This window comes from Bacillus sp. FSL K6-2861 (assembly GCF_038630725.1).
Lineage (GTDB): Bacteria > Bacillota > Bacilli > Bacillales > Bacillaceae > Bacillus > Bacillus velezensis.
Genome location: NZ_CP152037.1, coordinates 3,075,613 through 3,093,498, shown reverse-complemented (window position 1 = coordinate 3,093,498; position 17,886 = coordinate 3,075,613). Strand labels below are relative to the sequence as shown.

General features: G+C 45.6%; 21 protein-coding genes. 17 read left to right on the top strand and 4 right to left on the bottom strand.

The genetic code is table 11. The annotated features are described in order from the left end of the window. Nucleotides 1–93: 93 nt before the first annotated feature. Nucleotides 94–609 carry a gamma carbonic anhydrase family protein gene (locus NYE62_RS15250; RefSeq protein WP_025285156.1) on the bottom strand — a complete coding sequence of 172 codons (516 nt, stop codon included), beginning with the start codon at nucleotides 607–609 and terminating at the stop codon, nucleotides 94–96. Nucleotides 610–655: 46 nt separating this feature from the next. Here NYE62_RS15250 and NYE62_RS15245 point away from each other — a divergent pair, with 46 nt between their 5' ends. The 3 genes from NYE62_RS15245 to NYE62_RS15235 all read left to right on the top strand — a co-directional run bounded on the left by NYE62_RS15245 (nucleotide 656) and on the right by NYE62_RS15235 (nucleotide 3,455). Beyond that, on the top strand, nucleotides 656–1,435 hold the full coding sequence (locus tag NYE62_RS15245) for an alpha/beta hydrolase (protein ID WP_094032148.1): 780 nt from the start codon (nucleotides 656–658) through the stop codon (nucleotides 1,433–1,435). 20 nt (nucleotides 1,436–1,455) lie between these two features. Next, nucleotides 1,456–2,535, top strand: a complete 1,080-nt coding sequence (locus NYE62_RS15240) for a tetraprenyl-beta-curcumene synthase family protein (protein WP_031378716.1) — start codon at nucleotides 1,456–1,458, stop codon at nucleotides 2,533–2,535. Nucleotides 2,536–2,645: 110 nt separating this feature from the next. Continuing rightward, nucleotides 2,646–3,455, top strand: coding sequence for a glycerophosphodiester phosphodiesterase family protein (locus NYE62_RS15235; RefSeq protein WP_061860812.1), 810 nt, complete (start codon nucleotides 2,646–2,648; stop codon nucleotides 3,453–3,455). 17 nt (nucleotides 3,456–3,472) lie between these two features. Here NYE62_RS15235 and NYE62_RS15230 read toward each other — a convergent pair whose 3' ends face one another. The 3 genes from NYE62_RS15230 to NYE62_RS15220 form a co-directional block, all read right to left on the bottom strand. Further along, nucleotides 3,473–3,667, bottom strand: coding sequence for a hypothetical protein (locus NYE62_RS15230; protein WP_003152265.1), 195 nt, complete (start codon nucleotides 3,665–3,667; stop codon nucleotides 3,473–3,475). Between the two features lie 122 nt (nucleotides 3,668–3,789). Next, nucleotides 3,790–4,371: a class I SAM-dependent methyltransferase gene (locus NYE62_RS15225; protein ID WP_040237837.1), complete on the bottom strand. Its 582-nt coding sequence runs from the start codon at nucleotides 4,369–4,371 to the stop codon at nucleotides 3,790–3,792. Continuing rightward, entirely contained in the window at nucleotides 4,368–5,336 is a 969-nt protein-coding gene (locus tag NYE62_RS15220; protein ID WP_007408822.1) for a TIGR01212 family radical SAM protein, read from the bottom strand. Before NYE62_RS15220 ends, NYE62_RS15225 begins: the two co-directional genes overlap by 4 nt. A gap of 237 nt (nucleotides 5,337–5,573) precedes the next feature. Between NYE62_RS15220 and NYE62_RS15215 the strand changes: the two genes are divergently transcribed. The 14 genes from NYE62_RS15215 (at nucleotide 5,574) to NYE62_RS15150 (ending at nucleotide 17,840) form a co-directional block, all read left to right on the top strand. Further along, a complete protein-coding gene (locus NYE62_RS15215) occupies nucleotides 5,574–5,846 on the top strand; it encodes a YtzC family protein (RefSeq protein WP_003152272.1) in 273 nt (90 codons plus the stop codon). A 193-nt stretch (nucleotides 5,847–6,039) separates the two neighbouring features. Next, on the top strand, nucleotides 6,040–6,156 hold the full coding sequence (locus NYE62_RS15210; protein WP_003152273.1) for a hypothetical protein: 117 nt from the start codon (nucleotides 6,040–6,042) through the stop codon (nucleotides 6,154–6,156). 38 nt (nucleotides 6,157–6,194) lie between these two features. Beyond that, complete coding sequence (gene ytrA / locus NYE62_RS15205) at nucleotides 6,195–6,587, top strand: GntR family transcriptional regulator YtrA (RefSeq protein ID WP_003152275.1); 393 nt, start codon at nucleotides 6,195–6,197, stop codon at nucleotides 6,585–6,587. Then, a complete protein-coding gene (locus NYE62_RS15200) occupies nucleotides 6,580–7,458 on the top strand; it encodes an ABC transporter ATP-binding protein (RefSeq protein ID WP_020956239.1) in 879 nt (292 codons plus the stop codon). Before ytrA ends, NYE62_RS15200 begins: the two co-directional genes overlap by 8 nt. Continuing rightward, nucleotides 7,452–8,432 (top strand): ABC transporter permease subunit, encoded by a 981-nt coding sequence (locus NYE62_RS15195; RefSeq protein WP_144663855.1) that lies wholly within the window; start codon nucleotides 7,452–7,454, stop codon nucleotides 8,430–8,432. The genes NYE62_RS15200 and NYE62_RS15195 overlap by 7 nt, the downstream gene beginning before the upstream one ends. Before the next feature lie 15 nt (nucleotides 8,433–8,447). Next, nucleotides 8,448–9,434 carry an ABC transporter permease gene (locus NYE62_RS15190; protein ID WP_144663856.1) on the top strand — a complete coding sequence of 329 codons (987 nt, stop codon included), beginning with the start codon at nucleotides 8,448–8,450 and terminating at the stop codon, nucleotides 9,432–9,434. 36 nt (nucleotides 9,435–9,470) lie between these two features. Then, nucleotides 9,471–10,451: an ABC transporter permease gene (locus tag NYE62_RS15185; RefSeq protein WP_144663857.1), complete on the top strand. Its 981-nt coding sequence runs from the start codon at nucleotides 9,471–9,473 to the stop codon at nucleotides 10,449–10,451. 15 nt (nucleotides 10,452–10,466) lie between these two features. After that, nucleotides 10,467–11,162, top strand: coding sequence for an ABC transporter ATP-binding protein (locus NYE62_RS15180; RefSeq protein WP_007408816.1), 696 nt, complete (start codon nucleotides 10,467–10,469; stop codon nucleotides 11,160–11,162). Then, entirely contained in the window at nucleotides 11,152–12,462 is a 1,311-nt protein-coding gene (locus NYE62_RS15175) for an FtsX-like permease family protein (RefSeq protein WP_342497034.1), read from the top strand. The genes NYE62_RS15180 and NYE62_RS15175 overlap by 11 nt, the downstream gene beginning before the upstream one ends. Nucleotides 12,463–12,525: 63 nt before the next feature. Continuing rightward, nucleotides 12,526–13,221, top strand: coding sequence for a response regulator transcription factor (locus NYE62_RS15170; protein ID WP_144663859.1), 696 nt, complete (start codon nucleotides 12,526–12,528; stop codon nucleotides 13,219–13,221). Continuing rightward, on the top strand, nucleotides 13,214–14,218 hold the full coding sequence (locus NYE62_RS15165) for a sensor histidine kinase (protein ID WP_106080245.1): 1,005 nt from the start codon (nucleotides 13,214–13,216) through the stop codon (nucleotides 14,216–14,218). The genes NYE62_RS15170 and NYE62_RS15165 overlap by 8 nt, the downstream gene beginning before the upstream one ends. A 102-nt stretch (nucleotides 14,219–14,320) precedes the next feature. Next, entirely contained in the window at nucleotides 14,321–15,076 is a 756-nt protein-coding gene (locus tag NYE62_RS15160) for an ABC transporter ATP-binding protein (protein ID WP_007408812.1), read from the top strand. Further along, on the top strand, nucleotides 15,073–17,013 hold the full coding sequence (locus tag NYE62_RS15155) for an ABC transporter permease (RefSeq protein WP_007408811.1): 1,941 nt from the start codon (nucleotides 15,073–15,075) through the stop codon (nucleotides 17,011–17,013). The genes NYE62_RS15160 and NYE62_RS15155 overlap by 4 nt, the downstream gene beginning before the upstream one ends. Before the next feature lie 107 nt (nucleotides 17,014–17,120). Continuing rightward, entirely contained in the window at nucleotides 17,121–17,840 is a 720-nt protein-coding gene (locus tag NYE62_RS15150) for a TIGR02206 family membrane protein (RefSeq protein ID WP_342497033.1), read from the top strand. The last annotated feature ends 46 nt before the right edge of the window (nucleotides 17,841–17,886 follow it).

The window sequence follows — 17,886 nt, the reverse complement described above, 5'->3', positions numbered from 1 at the left end:
TTCTGTTTCCTGACAATCGGGAGAATGCAAATGGTTTTTACTTAAATAATATTTTGAAAAATGGTACAGTAGTAAAACAAAGCTGATCTATTTTTATTTCTCTTGCAGTGTTTTATAGTATCGGCCTTTTTCAACATATTCCGTTCTGATTCTTTCCATGTCCCGTATGTCTTCTTCTGTCAGCCGGCGGATAACCTTTGCGGGCCGGCCGAACGCAAGACAGCCGGGAGGAATGGTTTTGCCCGGAGGAACGAGACTTCCGGCGCCGATAAACGCGCCTTCTCCGATTTCCGCCCCGTCAAGAATGACGGAGCCCATACCGATTAAAGCATTCTTTTTGATGATTGCGCTGTGCAGTGTAACCTGATGGCCGATCGTGACGTCATCTTCAATAAGAAGCGGGCGGTTCGGACTTTGATGCAGACAGCTCAAGTCTTGTATGCTGACTCTTTTTCCGATCCTTGTCGGCGCAACATCCCCCCGGATGACGGCTGAGAACCAAATGCTTGATTGTTCTCCGATCACGACGTCGCCCGTAATGACGGCGTTATCCGCAATGAACGCTTCAGGATGTATGTCAGGCGTAAATTGTTTATAAGGGTAGATTATCATGTCTCATCCTTCTTTCTCTAAATTTATGTAAGAGGTGAACTGCATGTGGACTTGGAAAGCAGACAGGCCCGTCGGTACCATTGTCATTATCCACGGGGCGAGCGAATACCACGGGCGCTATAAATGGCTCGTTGAAATGTGGAGATCTTCCGGATATAACGTGGTGATGGGCGATTTGCCCGGTCAGGGAACGTCGACCCGCGCCAGAGGGCATATTCGCTCTTTCCAAGAATACATTGATGAAGTAGATATATGGGTTGATAAAGCGAGAACGCTTGAAGCGCCCGTTTTCCTTTTGGGCCACAGCATGGGCGGACTGATTGCGATAGAATGGTTTAAGCAGCAGAGAAATCCCCGCATTACGGCACTCATTTTATCATCACCTTGTCTGGGTCTGCAAATAAAAGTCAATAAAGTCCTTGATTTTGCGTCTAAAGGACTGAACGTCCTCGCTCCGTCCCTCAGAGTGGATTCCGGCTTATCACCTGATATGGCAACGAGGAATGCGGATATGATTGAAGCGGATCAAAACGATTCTTTATATGTCACGAAGGTATCCGTAAGATGGTACAGAGAGCTTTTAAAAACCATTGATGCCGCTATGGTGCCGACTGATGCGTTTTTAAAGGTGCCGCTTTTGCTTATGCAGGGCGGAGATGACAAAATCGTCGATAAAATGAAGGTCCGCAAATGGTTTTCCGGTGTGGCTTCCCATAATAAATCGTACCGGGAATGGGAAGGGCTTTATCATGAAATTTTTAATGAACCGGAAAGAGAAACTGTGTTTAAGGCGGCAAAAGCCTTTACAGATCAGTATATTTGAATTCGCTGGGGGTGCATATGTTGACAGTACCGGAACATCCTTTTAACCTTATGGCAAAAGTGTATCGGGAAATTTTTCCGCTCGTTCATCAGGAATTGAACATGTGGCGGGAAAAATCAGATTCCATTAAAAATACCGAACTGCGGCAGCAGGCGGCCGCAAGTATCCGCGATAAATCATTTCATTGTGAAGGCGGCGGCATTTTAGCCCTGCTTTCGGGAGAGCAGAAACAGAAATGCGTGCAATTTATCATCGCGTATCAGACAATCAGTGATTATCTGGACAATCTGTGCGACCGCAGCACCTCGCTTGATCCCGAGGACTTCCGCATGCTTCATCTCTCCATGCGTGACGCGCTGACGGTCGGTGCCGAGGTGCGGCCGTACTATCAGTACAGAGACGAGCGGGATGACGGCGGTTATCTTCATGAGCTGGTCAGAACATGCCAGCGGGTGCTCGGGTCAATAGAACATTACGGTATCATTAAACCTTATTTGCTTGAGCTGTGTGATTATTATTGCGACCTTCAGGTTCATAAGCATGTCGTTGAGCATGAACGCGTTCCGAGGCTTAAAGCCTGGTTTGAGCAGTACCGGTCACAGCTTCCGGAAATGGAGTGGTTTGAGTTCTCGGCCTGCGCCGGATCGACGTTAGGTATTTTCTGTCTCGTTGCTTACTCATTCCAGCCTGATTTTAACGAACATACCGCTGAGAAAATCCGCAGCAGTTATTTTCCGTACATACAAGGGCTGCATATACTGCTTGATTATTTAATTGACCAGGAAGAGGATCTGCTTGAAGGCGATCTGAATTTCTGTACGTATTATCAGTCTCATGAAGAAATGATGCAGAGACTGCAGCATTTTATTGAAAAAGCGGATGAACATTTGCAAGGCATTCCGCATGAAAATTTTCATCGGCTGATCAACAGGGGGCTGCTCGGCGTCTATTTATCCGATGACAAAGTCGCCGGCCAAAAAGAAATGGGCCGCCTCGCGCGAAAGCTGATCAGGGCAAGCGGAAAAACGTCATTTTTCTTTTATATCAACGGAAGAGCCTACCGCAAATTTCAGAAGATGGCTTGGACGAAAAGTTCGTAATGGGTGAACTGCGCCTCTCGTGTAAATCATGACGGTGCAGTTTTTTATTTATGACGTGAAGTATGAAATGAAACATTGTTTGCGCCTGCAGAATATGATACTTTAATTTTATGAAAAAATTAAAGTATTTAGCGGTCATAGCATTACTTTCCATTTCCGGAGGCTGCTCCGTCATCCATGCTTCCGCCGGCTATCATCCTGTCTTGATAGCGCACAGGGGCTCTTCTGCGATTGAGCCGGAACATACAGCTTTGTCTTATGCGCGTGCCATTAAAGACAAAGCAGATTATATTGAGATAGACTTACGGGAGACAAAGGACGGCCATCTGATTGCAATTCACGATAACACGGTAGATCGGACAACAGATGGTAAAGGGATGACAGATGATCTGTCTTTGGCTCAGATTAAGAAACTGAATGCGGGAAAAGGAGAAAAGATTTTAACATTAGAAGAAATCATACAGAAATTCGGACAAACTGCCAATTACTATATTGAGACAAGAGAAAGCAACGGCAGCCTGGTGATGGAAAAGAAACTGATTGACATATTACAAAAACATAAGCTGATTTCCAGCCATAAAGCAGTCATTGAGTCTTTTAGCGGGAAGAGCTTAAAGAAAGTTCGATCTATGGATAAAAAAGTTCCTCTTGTTCGATTATTAAAAGATAACGAGGCTGAGGAGATAAATGATAAGCAGCTGCAAACCATCAGAACGTATGCTGATACAGTCGGGCTCAACGCCAAATTGGCAAATGAAGCAGTCGTGAAGCGCATTCATCACAATAAGATGAAAGTGCACGTGTTTTTTGATAAGGAAGACGAGCATACGCTGACGCCTATTATGCTGAAACAAAAAGCAGATGGTGTCTTTACAAACAATCCCGCTTATACACGCGGCGTGCTGCAAAACAGTAAATAAAAAGAGACATGCGCATTTTACGCTGTCTCTTTTTTTAACGGTTTCTTTTTTGCCGCAAGGTGCATTGCGAATTTGCCGATCAGCCCGATGACAAAAAATGCAGCAAACCACCAGTAATAGGTTTTCGCGAACTCAAATCCTAAATGTCTTGATAAAATGATGACGAACATCACATAGGGAACACTTGAAAATATGATGCGAAGAATATTCAAACTGCCGCTCCTCCCAGATGTTACACTTAAAAGATGTATTTTTTTCCATTATTTCATAGTAATTGATTTTTCTTGAAAAGTAAACACAAAAAGAATCGGCCCGCTTATGACAGGCCGATTCTTTATTTGCCGGCAGATTTCTTTTCAATCGCTATAATAAACGGCGGGTCGTTTCGCTGGTTGAGAAAGCCGTAGCTCAGCACGCGCGCTTTTTCCTGATCAAGATTGCTGCAGTACTCCAGTAATGCACTTTTTTCCGTCTTGCCTTCAGGATGCCCGTGGTACACAACGAGAACGATCAGCCCGTTCTCCTTCAGCAGTTCAAGGAGCTGTTCGATCGCGGAAATGGTTGAGCGGCCGTTTGTCGTAATGCTTTTATCGCCGCCGGGCAGATAGCCGAGATTAAACACGGCGCAAGCCACACGACCGTGCGCATCCTCAGGCAGCGATGCCTTTATTTGATCATGGCTCTTATGGTGAAGCGTGACGCGCGGACTGAAGTCGGCACCGAGCCGCTCCTTCGTTTTAGCGAGTGCGTCCGCTTGAATATCAAAGGCATGGACATGTCCTGTCTCACCGACAAGGCCGGCCAGGAAATATGTATCATGTCCGTTGCCCATCGTCGCGTCAACCGTGATATCACCTTCCTGTGCGGCGGACTTCAGCAATTCTTTACTGAAAGGGAGGATGTGCATCAAGGTCATAGGGCGGTCTCCTCCCCGATCTTTCTGAAGAGCTTTCCTTGATAGCTTCCCCGTGTTTCCAGCTCTTTTTGAATGGCGCCCAGTACTTCCCACTTATTGACGCTCCACATCGGTCCGACCATTAATTCGATCGGCCCGTCTCCCGTAATGCGGTGAACGATCATTTCCGGGGGAATGATTTCGAGCTGATCACATACAAGACTTACATATTCTTCTTGAGAAAGGAACTCCAGCTTTCCTTTTTCATATTGCTTCACCATCGGTGTGCCTTTTAATAAGTGAAGCAGGTGAATTTTAATGCCTTGCACATCCAAATCAGCGACGGCTTTGGCCGTCTCCATCATCATGTCCCTGTTTTCAAGCGGAAGCCCGTTAATGATATGGGAACAAACGCGGATGCCGTGTTTTCTCAGTTTATTGACGCCCTCAACATAGCAGTCAAAATCATGGGCGCGGTTGATCAGAAGGGCGGTCCGCTCATGCACGGTCTGCAGCCCGAGTTCAACCCACAAATAGGTCCGCTCATTCAGTTCGGCCAAATATTCCACGACATCGTCCGGAAGGCAGTCCGGACGGGTCGCGATCGACATGCCGACAACGCCGTCAAGCTTGAGGACGGATTCGAATTTTTCACGCAGCTCCTCTACCGGGGCATGCGTATTCGTGAACGCTTGGAAATATGCGATATATTTGCCGTCTTTCCACTTTTCGTGCATGCGGTTTTTGATATCGTGAAATTGCGTGAGTAAGTCATCGGCCCGATTGCCGGCAAAATCGCCGGAGCCCGCCGCGCTGCAGAATGTACAGCCTCCGTGTGCAACCGTGCCGTCCCGATTCGGGCAGTCAAAACCGCCGTCAAGCGCGACTTTAAACACTTTATGCCCGAAATGCTCCCGCAGATGATAATTTAATGTATGGTACCGTTTTTCCGTATTTGAATAAGGAAAAGGGTTATTCTCGTTCAATGTTCAAAAAGCCTCCCTCACATCAGATGCATCCTAAAATTGTAGCATGAATGATGGGGGTTCACAATCTGAAAACAGGATGCGGCTTTCTTTTGTTTATTATGACTGCGGGCAGGATTCTCATTCTTTTAGCTTAAACGCGGAAAATTTGGTTCTCTTTCCTGCAACCTTCGGGTGTTATTATTTTTGGTCCGCTCAAACTAAGTTTGATTTCCCATTCACTGAGGAGGGGTTTCGTTGGCAACAAGACAATCAGTAGATGAACATCTCCAAAGAAGCGAACAGGCGTATGAATTTGCGAATGAGCAATTTATGACCGCTTCGAAACAAGAGCATTATAATGATAATGAGTACAGTGAAGCGCAAATGATGCTTGAAAACGCGGTGAATGAATTAAACAAGCTGTCATTATCTGCGAATGATCAGCAAAGAGAGCAGCTTTACCGAATGAGATTGCAGCTGCAGACCTTGCAAAACAATATGATTTTGCAGCGTAATTTTGATTACTGACCGCGCCATTTCAAATGGTTCAGCAAACCTGCCGGAATCCCGGCGGGTTTTTTTGTATTTCTTTTAAAAAAAGAATTGACAATAGGGCGGAGTGTGTTTATTGTATTACGTGTACTACTTGATGTAATACACATAAAACACTCGAAAAATGAAATCGACATATAAATGTTAACCATAGGGAAGGGGAACTTTCATGAAAAACAAAAGATCCGTAAAACAAGATGTGCCTCTTATTATCGCCGCCTCGGTTTTGGCAAGCAGTCTGTTTGTCGTTCTTGTCGTCATCGGTTTTCAATGGCAGAACATTTAAAGAAAGAGAGCAGCTCGTAAAAGAAAGAAGGGAAGTAAATGATTCAAATCGATCCGAGAAGCTCAACTCCGATTTATGAGCAGATCATACAGCAATTGAAAGAGCTTTGTTTAAAAGGGATCATGAAGCCGGGGGATAAACTTCCTTCTGTCAGGGAATTGGCAACGATCATTATCGCCAATCCGAACACAGTCAGCAAAGCGTACAAGGAGCTCGAACGCGATGGTGTCATTGAAACGCTGAGGGGAAGAGGAACGTATATATCGGAGAATGCAAAAACGACATTGGTTGAAGGGAAGATGACGATGATAAAAGAGCAATTGAAACAGCTCATCATCGATGCCCATTACGCGGGAGTTGAGCTGGAGAAGCTGCAGGAATGGATAAAGGAAATCAGCGCTGATGTGAAAGGAGGCAAGGATCATGATTGAATTGCGGAATCTCTCAAAAACGATAGACGGTAAAGAAGTGCTCAAGGATATTTCGCTCACCATCGGAAAAGGTGAAATTTTCGGGCTGCTCGGGCGAAACGGATCAGGGAAAACAACACTGCTCCGGCTCATTCAGCAGATTCTGCTGCCGGATCAAGGGACGGTTTTATTTAATCAGGTGGAAATAAAGCGGCATCCGAAAGTAAAACAGAACATCATTTATATGCCTGTTGAAAATCCTTTTTATGACAAGTATACATATAAACAGCTTGTTGCGATTGTAAGCAGAATCTATCCGAATTTTGATGTGACTTACGCCAATGAGCTGATGAACAGGTACGGCATTCCGGAAACGAAGAAATACCGTGAATTATCGACAGGCCTGAAAAAACAGCTTGCGCTCGTCCTTGCCTTTGCTTCACGCCCGGCTCTTATCCTTTTGGATGAACCGACGGACGGAATTGACGCCGTAACGCGTCATGACGTGCTGCAGCTTATGGTGGATGAAGTGGCTGAAAGGGAAACGAGTATTCTGATTACCTCACACCGTTTAGAAGATATTGAGCGAATGTGCAACCGGATCGGGTTTTTGGAAGGAAATCAGCTGACGAATGTGATGGACTTGGATGATATGAAGGAAGAGTACATGAAAATCCAAATGGCATTTGAAGAGGACGTCGCCTTGAAGATCAGAGAACAAAACATACCGATTCTCGACCATGCCGGTGTGTTTTATACGGTGCTGATTCAAAAGAACGATGAGAAGAAAAAGAACTTTCTGCAAGAGCTGCGGCCGAAAGTATGGAATGAACTTCCTGTGAACTTAGAAGAGGTCTTCATCGCGAAGTTTGGAGGGAACCGGAGATGGTAGACAGGGGATTGCTGTACAGGGAATGGGTGCAGAATCGAACTGTTCTTGTGATGGTCGGCATTTTTTTAGCGGCGGTCAATCCATTTGAAGTGTTAAATACCTATCTGGTTTATCAAGGCTGTCTGGACACCCACGGAGCATATTGTAAGTTTTATGTGAATTCTTTGGATAGCGGAATGCTGAACTTAAACTGGGCGCCCGCTGTCATTTTGGCGGTTTGCTTATTCGGACTGGAACGTACGAAAGGAACGATTGATGCGCTGTTCAGTCTGCCTTATTCCCGTGCTCAGGTGTTTCACACTAAATTTTGGCTCGGAGCGGCGGTCATTGCCGGATTCCAAATCATCGGCTACGGGCTGGCTGAGCTGCTCATTCTTCTGTTAAAGCCTGAGCGCGTATATTTCTTCCACCATTACAGCGTCGGAGAGATTATTGTGAGTATTTTGGCTTTTGCATTGGTCGCGAGTGCAGGCTGCTTAACGGGCAATACGTTCGCCCAGCTGTTAACGGCGTTTACTGTGTCGATAGCGCCTTACCTGATTATTACGCTGCCGCTGACAAATGCGGAAGTCATTTTCGGGGTCGGCATGTATGAGCTGATGCCGTCAGTCAATGCTTACCTAAACGATTCGTTTCAATATCTGATTCCGATCATGTATGTTAATACGGATTGGGTATCTGCCAGCAAGTATATATTACTCATCCCGGCAGTGATGAGTATTGTATTTTATGCCATCGGGTACTTTTGCTATGTCAGACAGCCGGCGGAACGGAACGGCCGTTTTTTCCTTTGGAGACAGCTTGACCGGCCCATTCAGATTGTGGTGATCATAATCGCCGTTCTCGGTTTTGGCCTGGCGGGGTACTCGACGGGACATACGATGACAGGGTATGTGGCCGGGATGCTGGTCGGAGGAGCGATCGGATTTTTAGTCAGTTATTTTGTGATTTATAAAAAAACGAAGCATGTGTAAGAGAGGAGGACCGGAATGATACCGCGGGGATTGTTGTACACAGAATGGAAAAAAAATCAGTGGTTGTTTTTATGCAGCGGCATTCTTTTAATGGCGGCAAACCCTTTTATGGTTTATAACAACTACTCAACATATCAAGAATGTTTGAATAACCAAGCTCTTCAAGATTGTGAATTCGTTGTCAATTATACGAATGGGTCGCCTCTTTCCTTCAGCTGGATTGTGAGTGTCATCATTGCTGTCTTCTTATTAGGCTTGGAACGGACAAAGGGAACGATGGATGCTTTGTTAAGCATGCCATACAGCAGAGGCCAAATCTTTCAGACGAAATTCTGGCTTGGCGCAGCAGTCATTGTTGTTCCTCAGGCGATAGGCTATGGAGCGGCGTCATTGCTGATATCTTTGCTGAAACCGAGCCATACGTACGATTTTGATCATTTTTCAATCGGAATGATTGTCATCAGTTTTATGGCTTACGCCTTGTTAATGGCATCCGGTGCATTAACGGGACAGATATTCGCCCAGCTGTTAACGGCGTTTACCGTCACGGTTCTGCCCTTTTTACTCATCGGTCTGCCGGCCGCGAATTTGGAGGTCGTTTTCGATATTAGTGTGGGAAGTCAATTTTCTTTTATCAGCAGTTATATCGAATCCCGTCTTTTTATATTTGTAACCCCTATTGGATATGTGTTTAACGACTGGATCAGAGAAAGGGATTTGGTTTTAATCATTCCGATTGTGATGAGCCTTGTCTTTTATCTGATTGGTTACGTCAGCTTTCTGAAACATCCGAATGAACGGAACGGCAGATTCTTTCTTTGGAGTAAGTTGGACCGGCCGGCGCAGATCTTGGTGATTGCCTTTGCCGTTATGGGTTTCGGCGTTTTCGGATACGGGGTCACAGACACGATGTTCGGCTATTTAGCCGGCATTATCTTCGGCGCGGTTATCGGGTTTTTCATCAGTTATTTTACGGTTTACAGGAAGTCAAAGCATATGTAGATCTGTTTGAAAATGAGCAGTTTGGAGGAAGGCAAGGTGCCGATTAGCGGTTTGCTTTATAAAGAATGGAAGCAGCGGCAGACGCTGCTGCTCCTTACAGCGGGGTTCTTAGCTATTTTAGGCCCTTTGGCAATTATAAATGAGTATTTTCACTATAAGGATTGTTTGAGTGCGCTTCATCAATATTCAGGTTCAGTTTGTACGTTCAGCATTGATTACAGCAATCGGAATTTGATTGGGCTGCATTTCATTCCTCCGGTTATGATGGGGCTTTTTCTGATAAGAGGAGGCCGGGCTGAAAGGATGTTTACACTGAGTCTTCCGTACTCGAGAAGCCGGATATTTCATACGAAGTTTTTCTTGGGGGCAGCCGTGTTAGCCGGCTCGCAAGTTGTTTCTTACGGAGTATCTGACATATTGTTTCTAGCGCTTAAACCTGACGCTGTCCATCATTTTCAATCATTCAGCGCAGGGATGCTGGTCATCAGCTTGATGATTTATGCATTAGTGACAGCTGCCGGCACGATAACGGGCAATTTAGCGGCACAGCTGATCACAGCGTTCACGGTTTCCGTCTTTCCGATCGTGGTTATGACGATTTACCTGTTAAACGCTGAGTTCCTTTTTGGCAGGCAGGCTGTGCCGGATATTGATTTCCCTTGGAGCGGATTTCTGATCTATTTCATGCCTGCCGCTTACATCCATACATCATGGATGTATTACATGAAACACGCATTGTTAATCTCCGCATTAATGGGATTTTGTTTCTATCTATTCGGCTATGCGAATTTCCTGAAAATGCCGAGTGAACGAAGCGGACATTTTATCCTAAGCAAACACATTGAACGCACCATTCAAGTGCTCGTCATGGTGCTCAGTATGCTGGGAAGTGCGGGGGTATGCGGATATGCTTATAACGGTTCGTTTACCGGTTATATATTCGGCATGCTTATCGGCGCGGTTATCGGGTTTTTCATCAGTTATTACTTCATCTATAAAAAAACGAAACAGATATAAGGGGGAGTGGTGTACGTGATAGAAGTACAGCATATTGATCATTCATTTAAAATCGGCAGGAAAGGCAGAGAGAGTGAGGTTCCGGTGCTGAAGGATGTCTCTTTGACCGTTGAAAAAGGGGAAATTGCCTGTATCGTCGGTCGGAGCGGTTCCGGAAAATCAACGCTTCTGAATTTAATATCCGGATACATAGCGCCGACGAAGGGCCGTATCGTCATTAACGGCACTGATGTGACGGGCTTCAGTGAAAAAGAGTGGGCGCAGTTCCGCCTCGGGCATTTCGGTTTTATTTTTCAAAGTTTTCAGCTCATTCCGAGTCTGACAACCTATGAAAATGTTGAAATGCCGCTTGCCTTAAAAGGCGTCAAACCGTCTGAACGCAAGCAGAAAGTCGCGGACATGCTGAAACGGGTCGGACTTGAGAATCATGCGAATCATTATCCGAATGAGCTGTCAGGCGGTCAGCAGCAGCGTGTCAGTATCGCAAGAGCCCTGATTTTAAATCCGTCAATTATTTTAGCTGATGAGCCGACGGGAAGCCTTGATTCAGAAACGGAACTTGAGGTGCTTGCATTAATTCAGCAGCTGAACCGGGAGCGCGGGATTACATTTGTCATCATTACGCATGACGATGAAGTCGCTTCGATCGCACATTCAAAATTCCAGCTGCATGACGGTGTATTAAAAGGGGGCGTTACTGTTGAGATTTAAGGATCAGATTCACTTTATCAGAAGAAATATGAAGAAAAACCGGCTGCGTGTTTTCATGACGGTGCTGGCGACGACAATGGCGTGCGCGTTTTTAGTGGTGTTGGCGTCCGTCGGATTCGGCATTCAAAAAACGATTACAGACATTACGATGAGCCAGCAAATTGTTACGGAAATCAATGTGCTCGGTCAAGAGAACGGAAAAGCCGTGAAGAAATCAGACTTGGAAAAGTATAAAAAAGTCAAGTCTGTCGTTGAAAGAACACAAGTGTATGAACCGAACAAAGCGTCATTGGGAAACCGAACAAATGAAGATTCAGCCATTGTGCTGACAAACATGAACGATGAAGTCAAAGCCAATATGGAGCTTGATCAGGGAAGAGTCGCCCGTACAGAGAATGAAATCGTGGTCGGCTATGATTTTGCGAAGAACCTATTGACGAAAAAAGAGGCTGACGCTTACGATAAAGAGTTAAAGGATCACCAAGGCGACATGTCGGAGGTGAAAAAACCAAAAGGCTATACGAAAGACCTGCTTAATAAAACGATACAGCTGAGCATCTCCAAAACAAACAAAGACGGAGACGTTGAGAAAACGAAAACGTACGACTTTAAAGTAGTCGGAATTACAAAAAAACCGTCCCAAGATTGGATAGAGGATACAAATATTTTTGTGAGTGATCAATTCAAGAAGGACTTCTCAACATTCTTGGATCTGAAGAATGGAAATGTGGAAAAAAGCATCAATGTGTATGCGGACAAATTCGATCATGTCGATCAGCTTACCCATGACCTCACCGATGACGGCTTTTATGTCAGATCTGTCACAACCGAGCTGAAGGGCGTCAACACCTTTTTCCTCGTCTTTAAAATCGGCCTGATCTTTGTCGGCTTTATCGCCGTCGTGATTTCTGCCATCGGTATTTTCAATACGATGACGATGGCGGTGACGGAACGAACACAGGAAATCGGGATTATGAAAGCGATCGGCGCAAGCCCGTCCATTATCCGCAGAATGTTCCTGATGGAAAGCGCCTATATCGGGATATTAGGTTCTGTCATCGGGATTATCATTTCTTACGGAGTGAGTTTTGCCGTCAATCTGGCTGTGCCGGTTATCTTGAAAGCGGTAGGGGGAAACACCGGAGTTGAAGATCTTCATTATACCTTCTCCTATATCCCGCTCAGCCTCGTTGTGATCGCAGTTGTCATTTGTGCGGGGGTCGCGGTGATTTCCGGTATGAATCCGGCCCGCAAAGCGACAAAAACCAACGTTCTGACCGCATTAAGAAGAGAACTGTAAAGGAAAAAAGCCGGCTGGACATCAGCCGGTTTTTCCTCTATCTATCAGAAAAGGGCGGATACCATGTTTCACATTTTGTTAATAGAAGATGATAACACTTTGTTTCATGAGATGAAAGAGAGATTAACGGGCTGGTCATTTGCGGTGCACGGAATAAAAGATTTCAGCCGGGTCATCCGGGAGTTTACCGAAATCAAGCCTGATTTGGTGATCATTGATGTACAGCTGCCGAAATTTGACGGCTTTCATTGGTGCAGAATGATACGCTCCCAATCAAACGTGCCGATTCTCTTTTTGTCCTCGCGCGATCATCCCGCGGATATGGTCATGTCGATGCAGCTCGGGGCAGATGATTTTATTCAGAAGCCTTTTCACTTTGATGTGTTAATCGCGAAAATACAGGCGGTGTTCCGCCGTGTGCATCAATACGGCACAGAACCGGCGCTGATGAAAAGATGGTGCGGGGCGGTCATTGACACAGAAACCAACACGGTCAACCGTAAAAACGATTCGGTCGAGCTGACCAAAAACGAAATGCTGATCTTAAAACTGCTGGCTGAGCAGAAAAATAAAATCGTCAGCCGGGAAGAACTCATCAGAAGCCTATGGAATGATGAGCGTTTCGTCAGTGATAATACGCTGACGGTGAATGTCAACCGGCTGCGGAAAAAACTCGATCAATTAGGGATCGGGAAAATGATTGAAACCAAGGTGGGGCAGGGATACATCGCAAAGGAAGAAGACGATCTTTATGATTAAATCATTTCTGCTCGAAAGAAAGAGCTGGATCGCGATGTTTCTTTTTCAGCAGGCTGTGCTCCTTTTTGCGGCATATATTGATCCGTCTATTCCGTTTTTTTCGGTGCTGTATTTCGTTTACCTGTCGCTTCTTGTGTTTCTTGTATTTCTCTTGTTCCGCTATCGTAAAGAGACCGCCTATTATAAAAGCTTAAGAGAGTGGGACGCCAATTTAGACATGTCTTACCTTAAAGCGCCTGACAGTCCGTTTGAGTCTATCGTTGAAGAAAGCATTGAAGGGCAGACAGAGCAGTTAAGAAAAAGCTCACTAGATCTTCGGGCGGGTTCAGAGCATGAAAAGGACGATCTGATGTCATGGATTCACGAGGTCAAAACACCGCTGACAGCGATGCATCTCATGATTGAGCGCCTTGATGAACAGCCGCTCAAAGCCCCTTTGCTGTATGAATGGCTGCGGATTCACCATCTTCTGGACCAGCAGCTTCATCAGAAACGATTGTCCTTTATTGAAAATGATTTATCATTCCAGCGAATTCAGCTCAGGCCGCTCGTTTTCAAAGAAATTAAAAATCTGCAATCTTGGTGTATACAAAAAGGGATCGGGTTTGACATTCAGCTCGATTCACCGGACGTTCTCAGTGACGGAAAATGGCTTTCCTTCATCATCAGGCAGCTGTTAAGCAATGCCGTCAAATACAGTGAGGCGGATGACATTACCGTAAAAAGCTATGAACAAAACGGCCGGGTGCATGTGGAAATCGAAGACCGCGGCATCGGCATCGAGCCCAAAGATCTTCCGCGCATTTTTGAAAAGGGATTTACCTCGACGCGAATGAGGCGTGATCACGCGTCAACGGGGATGGGCCTGTATTTGGCTCAAAAAGCCGCGGCTCCGCTTCTTATCCAGATCAGCGTGCGCTCTGAGCCGGAAAGCGGCACGGTTTTTACCTTGGTGTTTCCGAAACAGAACGATGCCGTCAGCATGTTCAGCGTGTGACAAAAGTGTCACATGCTTTTCTCTTTTGTTCGCTTAATCAAACGAAAAAAACGGCTTCTGTTTTTAAAATAAAGATAACCAATGTAAAAGGAGAATCAGAACGTGATGATTTTAGAAGCAGGCAATATCCAAAAAAGCTACGGAAACAAGCTGAATAAACAAGAGGTGCTGAAAGGAATTGATCTTCAGATTCACAAAGGGGAATTCGTCAGCATTATGGGCCCGTCGGGATCAGGGAAAACGACCCTTTTGAATGTGCTTTCCTCCATTGATAAAGTGAGCGCGGGCACCATTAAACTGAATGAGACGGAGATTACATCCATGAAAGAAAAACAGCTTGCCGAATTCAGAAAACGGCATCTCGGCTTTATTTTTCAGGATTATAATTTATTGGACACCCTGACCGTGAAAGAAAACATACTCCTGCCGTTATCCATTACGAAAATGTCTAAGAAAGAGGCGGACCTGCGATTTGCCGAGACGGCAGAGGAGCTTGGGATCTATGATTTGCGACATAAGTATCCGAGTGAAATTTCCGGCGGGCAAAAACAGCGGACGTCTGCCGCAAGAGCTGTTATTCACGAGCCGGGCATTATTTTTGCTGATGAGCCGACCGGAGCGCTCGATTCAAAGGCTGCCATGGATTTACTGAATAAACTCAGCCGCCTGAATCAAAAACGCCGCGCCACCATTGTGATGGTGACGCATGATCCGGTTGCCGCCAGCTATTCCGGACGTGTGGTTTTCATTAAAGACGGCCGTGTGTATACACAGCTGAATAAAGGCGGCCAGGACAGACCGGACTTTTTTCAGGATATTATGAAAACGCAAAGTGTATTGGGCGGGGTTCAGGCATGAGTATTCATCATTTGATCTTCCAGAACCTGAAAAAGAATTTGAAAAACTATTACCTTTACGTTTTTGCGCTGGTGTTCAGCGCCGCCCTTTATTTCGCGTTTGTCACGATGCAATACGATCCGGCGCTTGATGAAATGAAAAGCTCCATAAAAGGAGCGGCGGCAATCCGGGCAGCCTCTGTACTGCTTGTGGCGATCGTGTCGGTATTTCTTTTATACGCCAACACCATTTTTATTAAACGGCGCGGCCGGGAAATCGGCTTATTCCGATTAATCGGCATGACGAAAATGCACATTTTCCGCATACTCAGCACAGAAAATTTCATTTTGTATTTCGGATCGATTTGGATCGGTATTTTTGCCGGCTTTTCTCTCTCGAAATTATGTATGATGATGCTGTTTCATACAGTCGGTGTGAAAGCCTCTGTCTCACTGTTTTTTTCAAGCAAGGCGCTCGTTCAGACGTTAATTGTGTTCGGGGCAATTTACGTGCTGATTATGATGATGAATTACTTGTTTATTAAACGGCAAAGCATTCTGTCTTTATTTAAAACCGCGTCATCGTCAGAAAGCGGCATAAGACGGCTTTCTTGGGTGCAGATGTCGATCGGCGTTGTCGGTATTGCGGCCATTATCGCCGGCTATGCCGTGTCCGCGGATTTATTCGGAGGCAGTTTTACGAGCATGAATGAACTGTTTTCGGCAATGGTGTTTATTCTCGGCTCGGTCATTATCGGAACCTATCTGTTTTATAAAGGTTCGGTCAGCTTTCTGGCAAATCTCATCCGGAAATCAAAAGGCGGGTATCTGAATGTCAGTGAAGTGCTGTCTTTGTCATCCATTATGTTCCGGATGAAGTCAAACGCCGTGCTGCTGACGATTATTACGACTCTTTCGGCGCTGGCAATCGGTTTGCTGTCTTTAAGCTATATCTCATACTATTCCGCGGAAAAATCGGCTGAGCAAAATACAGCCGCGGACTTTGCGTTTGATAACCAAAAGGAGACTGACTCATTTACCGCTTTATTGAAGAAAAACGGAATTGAACACAAAGTGAAAACAATCAAGACCATTCAAGCCGGTGTCAATATGAAGAACATCATAAACGGCGACATGAAAAGCTTTCAACAAGACCCGTCCAGCTTGGCGCTGCCGATTATAAGCGAGAAAGACGCGGAAGGGACGGAACTTTCTGACGGAGAAGCCGTGTTTACCGGATATAATGATATGATGAAAAGATTTCTCGACCTGAAAACGTCAGGTTCCATTGATATAAACGGCAAAACGGATAAAATACCGCTGGCGTATAAGGGCTTGAAGAACGACTTCCTCCTGTCATATACATTTACAAGCGGAGGGCTGCCGACCGTTATTGTCACGCAGCAGGTATTCGACCGGATCGAGAAAGATATCGACCCGTCCATCCAGGGAAAATCCAATCGATTTTTCGGCATTACACTCAAACGTGAAGAGGACATCCAAAAAGCTGATGGTCTGTTTCAAGCGCAGCACTATTCAGACGGTGCGCTTTCGCAATTTGAAACGGCTGACACCCAAAAGAAAAACATGGGGCTAATCATGTTTATTGTCGGCTTTTTGGGATTAACCTTTCTGATCACCTCAGGCTGTATCCTTTATTTTAAACAAATGGGCGAGTGTGAGGATGAGAAGGCTGATTACACGATATTGCGGAAGCTCGGCTTCACAACGGGGGATCTGCTGAAAGGCATCCGCCGGAAGCAGGCGTATCATTTCGGCATCCCGCTCGTTCTCGGGCTGTTCCACAGCTATTTTGCCGTTCAGTCAGGATGGTTTTTATTCGGAACGGAAGTGTGGACGCCGATGATCATCGTCATGGCGCTGTATACGCTGCTGTACTCAATCTTCGGCATGCTGTCGGTGCTATACTATAAAAAGGTCATTCAATCCGCCTTGTAAAACAAGTTGAGGAGCCTCCGCATAAGCGGAGGCTTTTTTTTTATGAATAGAAGAAAGCGATTTTTAAAAGAATAGACATACGTCATTTTTTCGCGCGGGGGAGCCTTATGCAGAAGTATTTTCAATTGAAATCTGAAACAGGGGCCTTTCATCTATTTTCCAGGGAACACATTTTCACGCTTTTGGTCATCGGATTGCTTGGGGTGTGCGTGATCATATTCCGGAAACAGCTCAATCACGGCCGGCCGAATCGCGTTTTCCGATATGTGCTGTTCATTCTCCTTGCCGTGTCGCAGATCAGCTATCATATATGGCTGCTTTGTCATCATGCCTGGTCGCTGAAAACAGCTCTGCCGCTGCAGCTGAGCGACCTTTCCGTCTATTTGGCGATGCTGATGGTCATGACAAAAAGCAAAAAACTGTTCGCCTTCCTCTATTTTGTCGGTTTGGGCAGCGCCGTACAGGCGATGGCAACACCTGATTTAGGGGCGTATTCTTTCCCTCATTTTCGGTACATCGTGTTTTTCGTCTCCCACGGCTGTGTTTTTCTTACCTGTCTATTCATGGCCGCTGCAGAAAAGTATAGACCGTCGGTGCGCGGACTGTGGGTATCGGTGCTGATCGTAAATCTGTACGGGGCGTGTGTCTTATTTATTGATCGTGTGCTGAATGCAAATTACTTATATTTAATGAAAAAACCGAAGACCGCTTCGCTTCTGAATGTTTTCGGACCTTGGCCGTGGTATCTTCTATCAATGGAAGCGGCGGTGATATTGAGCTTTTTCATTCTGTATATCCCGTTTTGGCTGCTGAGGAAAAGAGCATGAGGCCGGCCTGTTTTTGTGAATCCAATCATTTGTAATTTTTTCAACA

Coding starts and splice junctions, on each gene's coding strand:
- NYE62_RS15210 (WP_003152273.1), top strand. CDS start 6,040: ATGAAAAACAAAAGATCCGTAAAACAAGATGTGCCTCTTATTATCGCC.
- NYE62_RS15225 (WP_040237837.1), bottom strand. CDS start 4,371: ATGACCTTGATGCACATCCTCCCTTTCAGTAAAGAATTGCTGAAGTCC.
- NYE62_RS15235 (WP_061860812.1), top strand. CDS start 2,646: ATGAAAAAATTAAAGTATTTAGCGGTCATAGCATTACTTTCCATTTCC.
- NYE62_RS15165 (WP_106080245.1), top strand. CDS start 13,214: ATGATTAAATCATTTCTGCTCGAAAGAAAGAGCTGGATCGCGATGTTT.
- NYE62_RS15245 (WP_094032148.1), top strand. CDS start 656: ATGTGGACTTGGAAAGCAGACAGGCCCGTCGGTACCATTGTCATTATC.
- NYE62_RS15200 (WP_020956239.1), top strand. CDS start 6,580: ATGATTGAATTGCGGAATCTCTCAAAAACGATAGACGGTAAAGAAGTG.
- NYE62_RS15150 (WP_342497033.1), top strand. CDS start 17,121: ATGCAGAAGTATTTTCAATTGAAATCTGAAACAGGGGCCTTTCATCTA.
- NYE62_RS15170 (WP_144663859.1), top strand. CDS start 12,526: ATGTTTCACATTTTGTTAATAGAAGATGATAACACTTTGTTTCATGAG.
- NYE62_RS15155 (WP_007408811.1), top strand. CDS start 15,073: ATGAGTATTCATCATTTGATCTTCCAGAACCTGAAAAAGAATTTGAAA.
- NYE62_RS15195 (WP_144663855.1), top strand. CDS start 7,452: ATGGTAGACAGGGGATTGCTGTACAGGGAATGGGTGCAGAATCGAACT.
- ytrA (WP_003152275.1), top strand. CDS start 6,195: ATGATTCAAATCGATCCGAGAAGCTCAACTCCGATTTATGAGCAGATC.
- NYE62_RS15190 (WP_144663856.1), top strand. CDS start 8,448: ATGATACCGCGGGGATTGTTGTACACAGAATGGAAAAAAAATCAGTGG.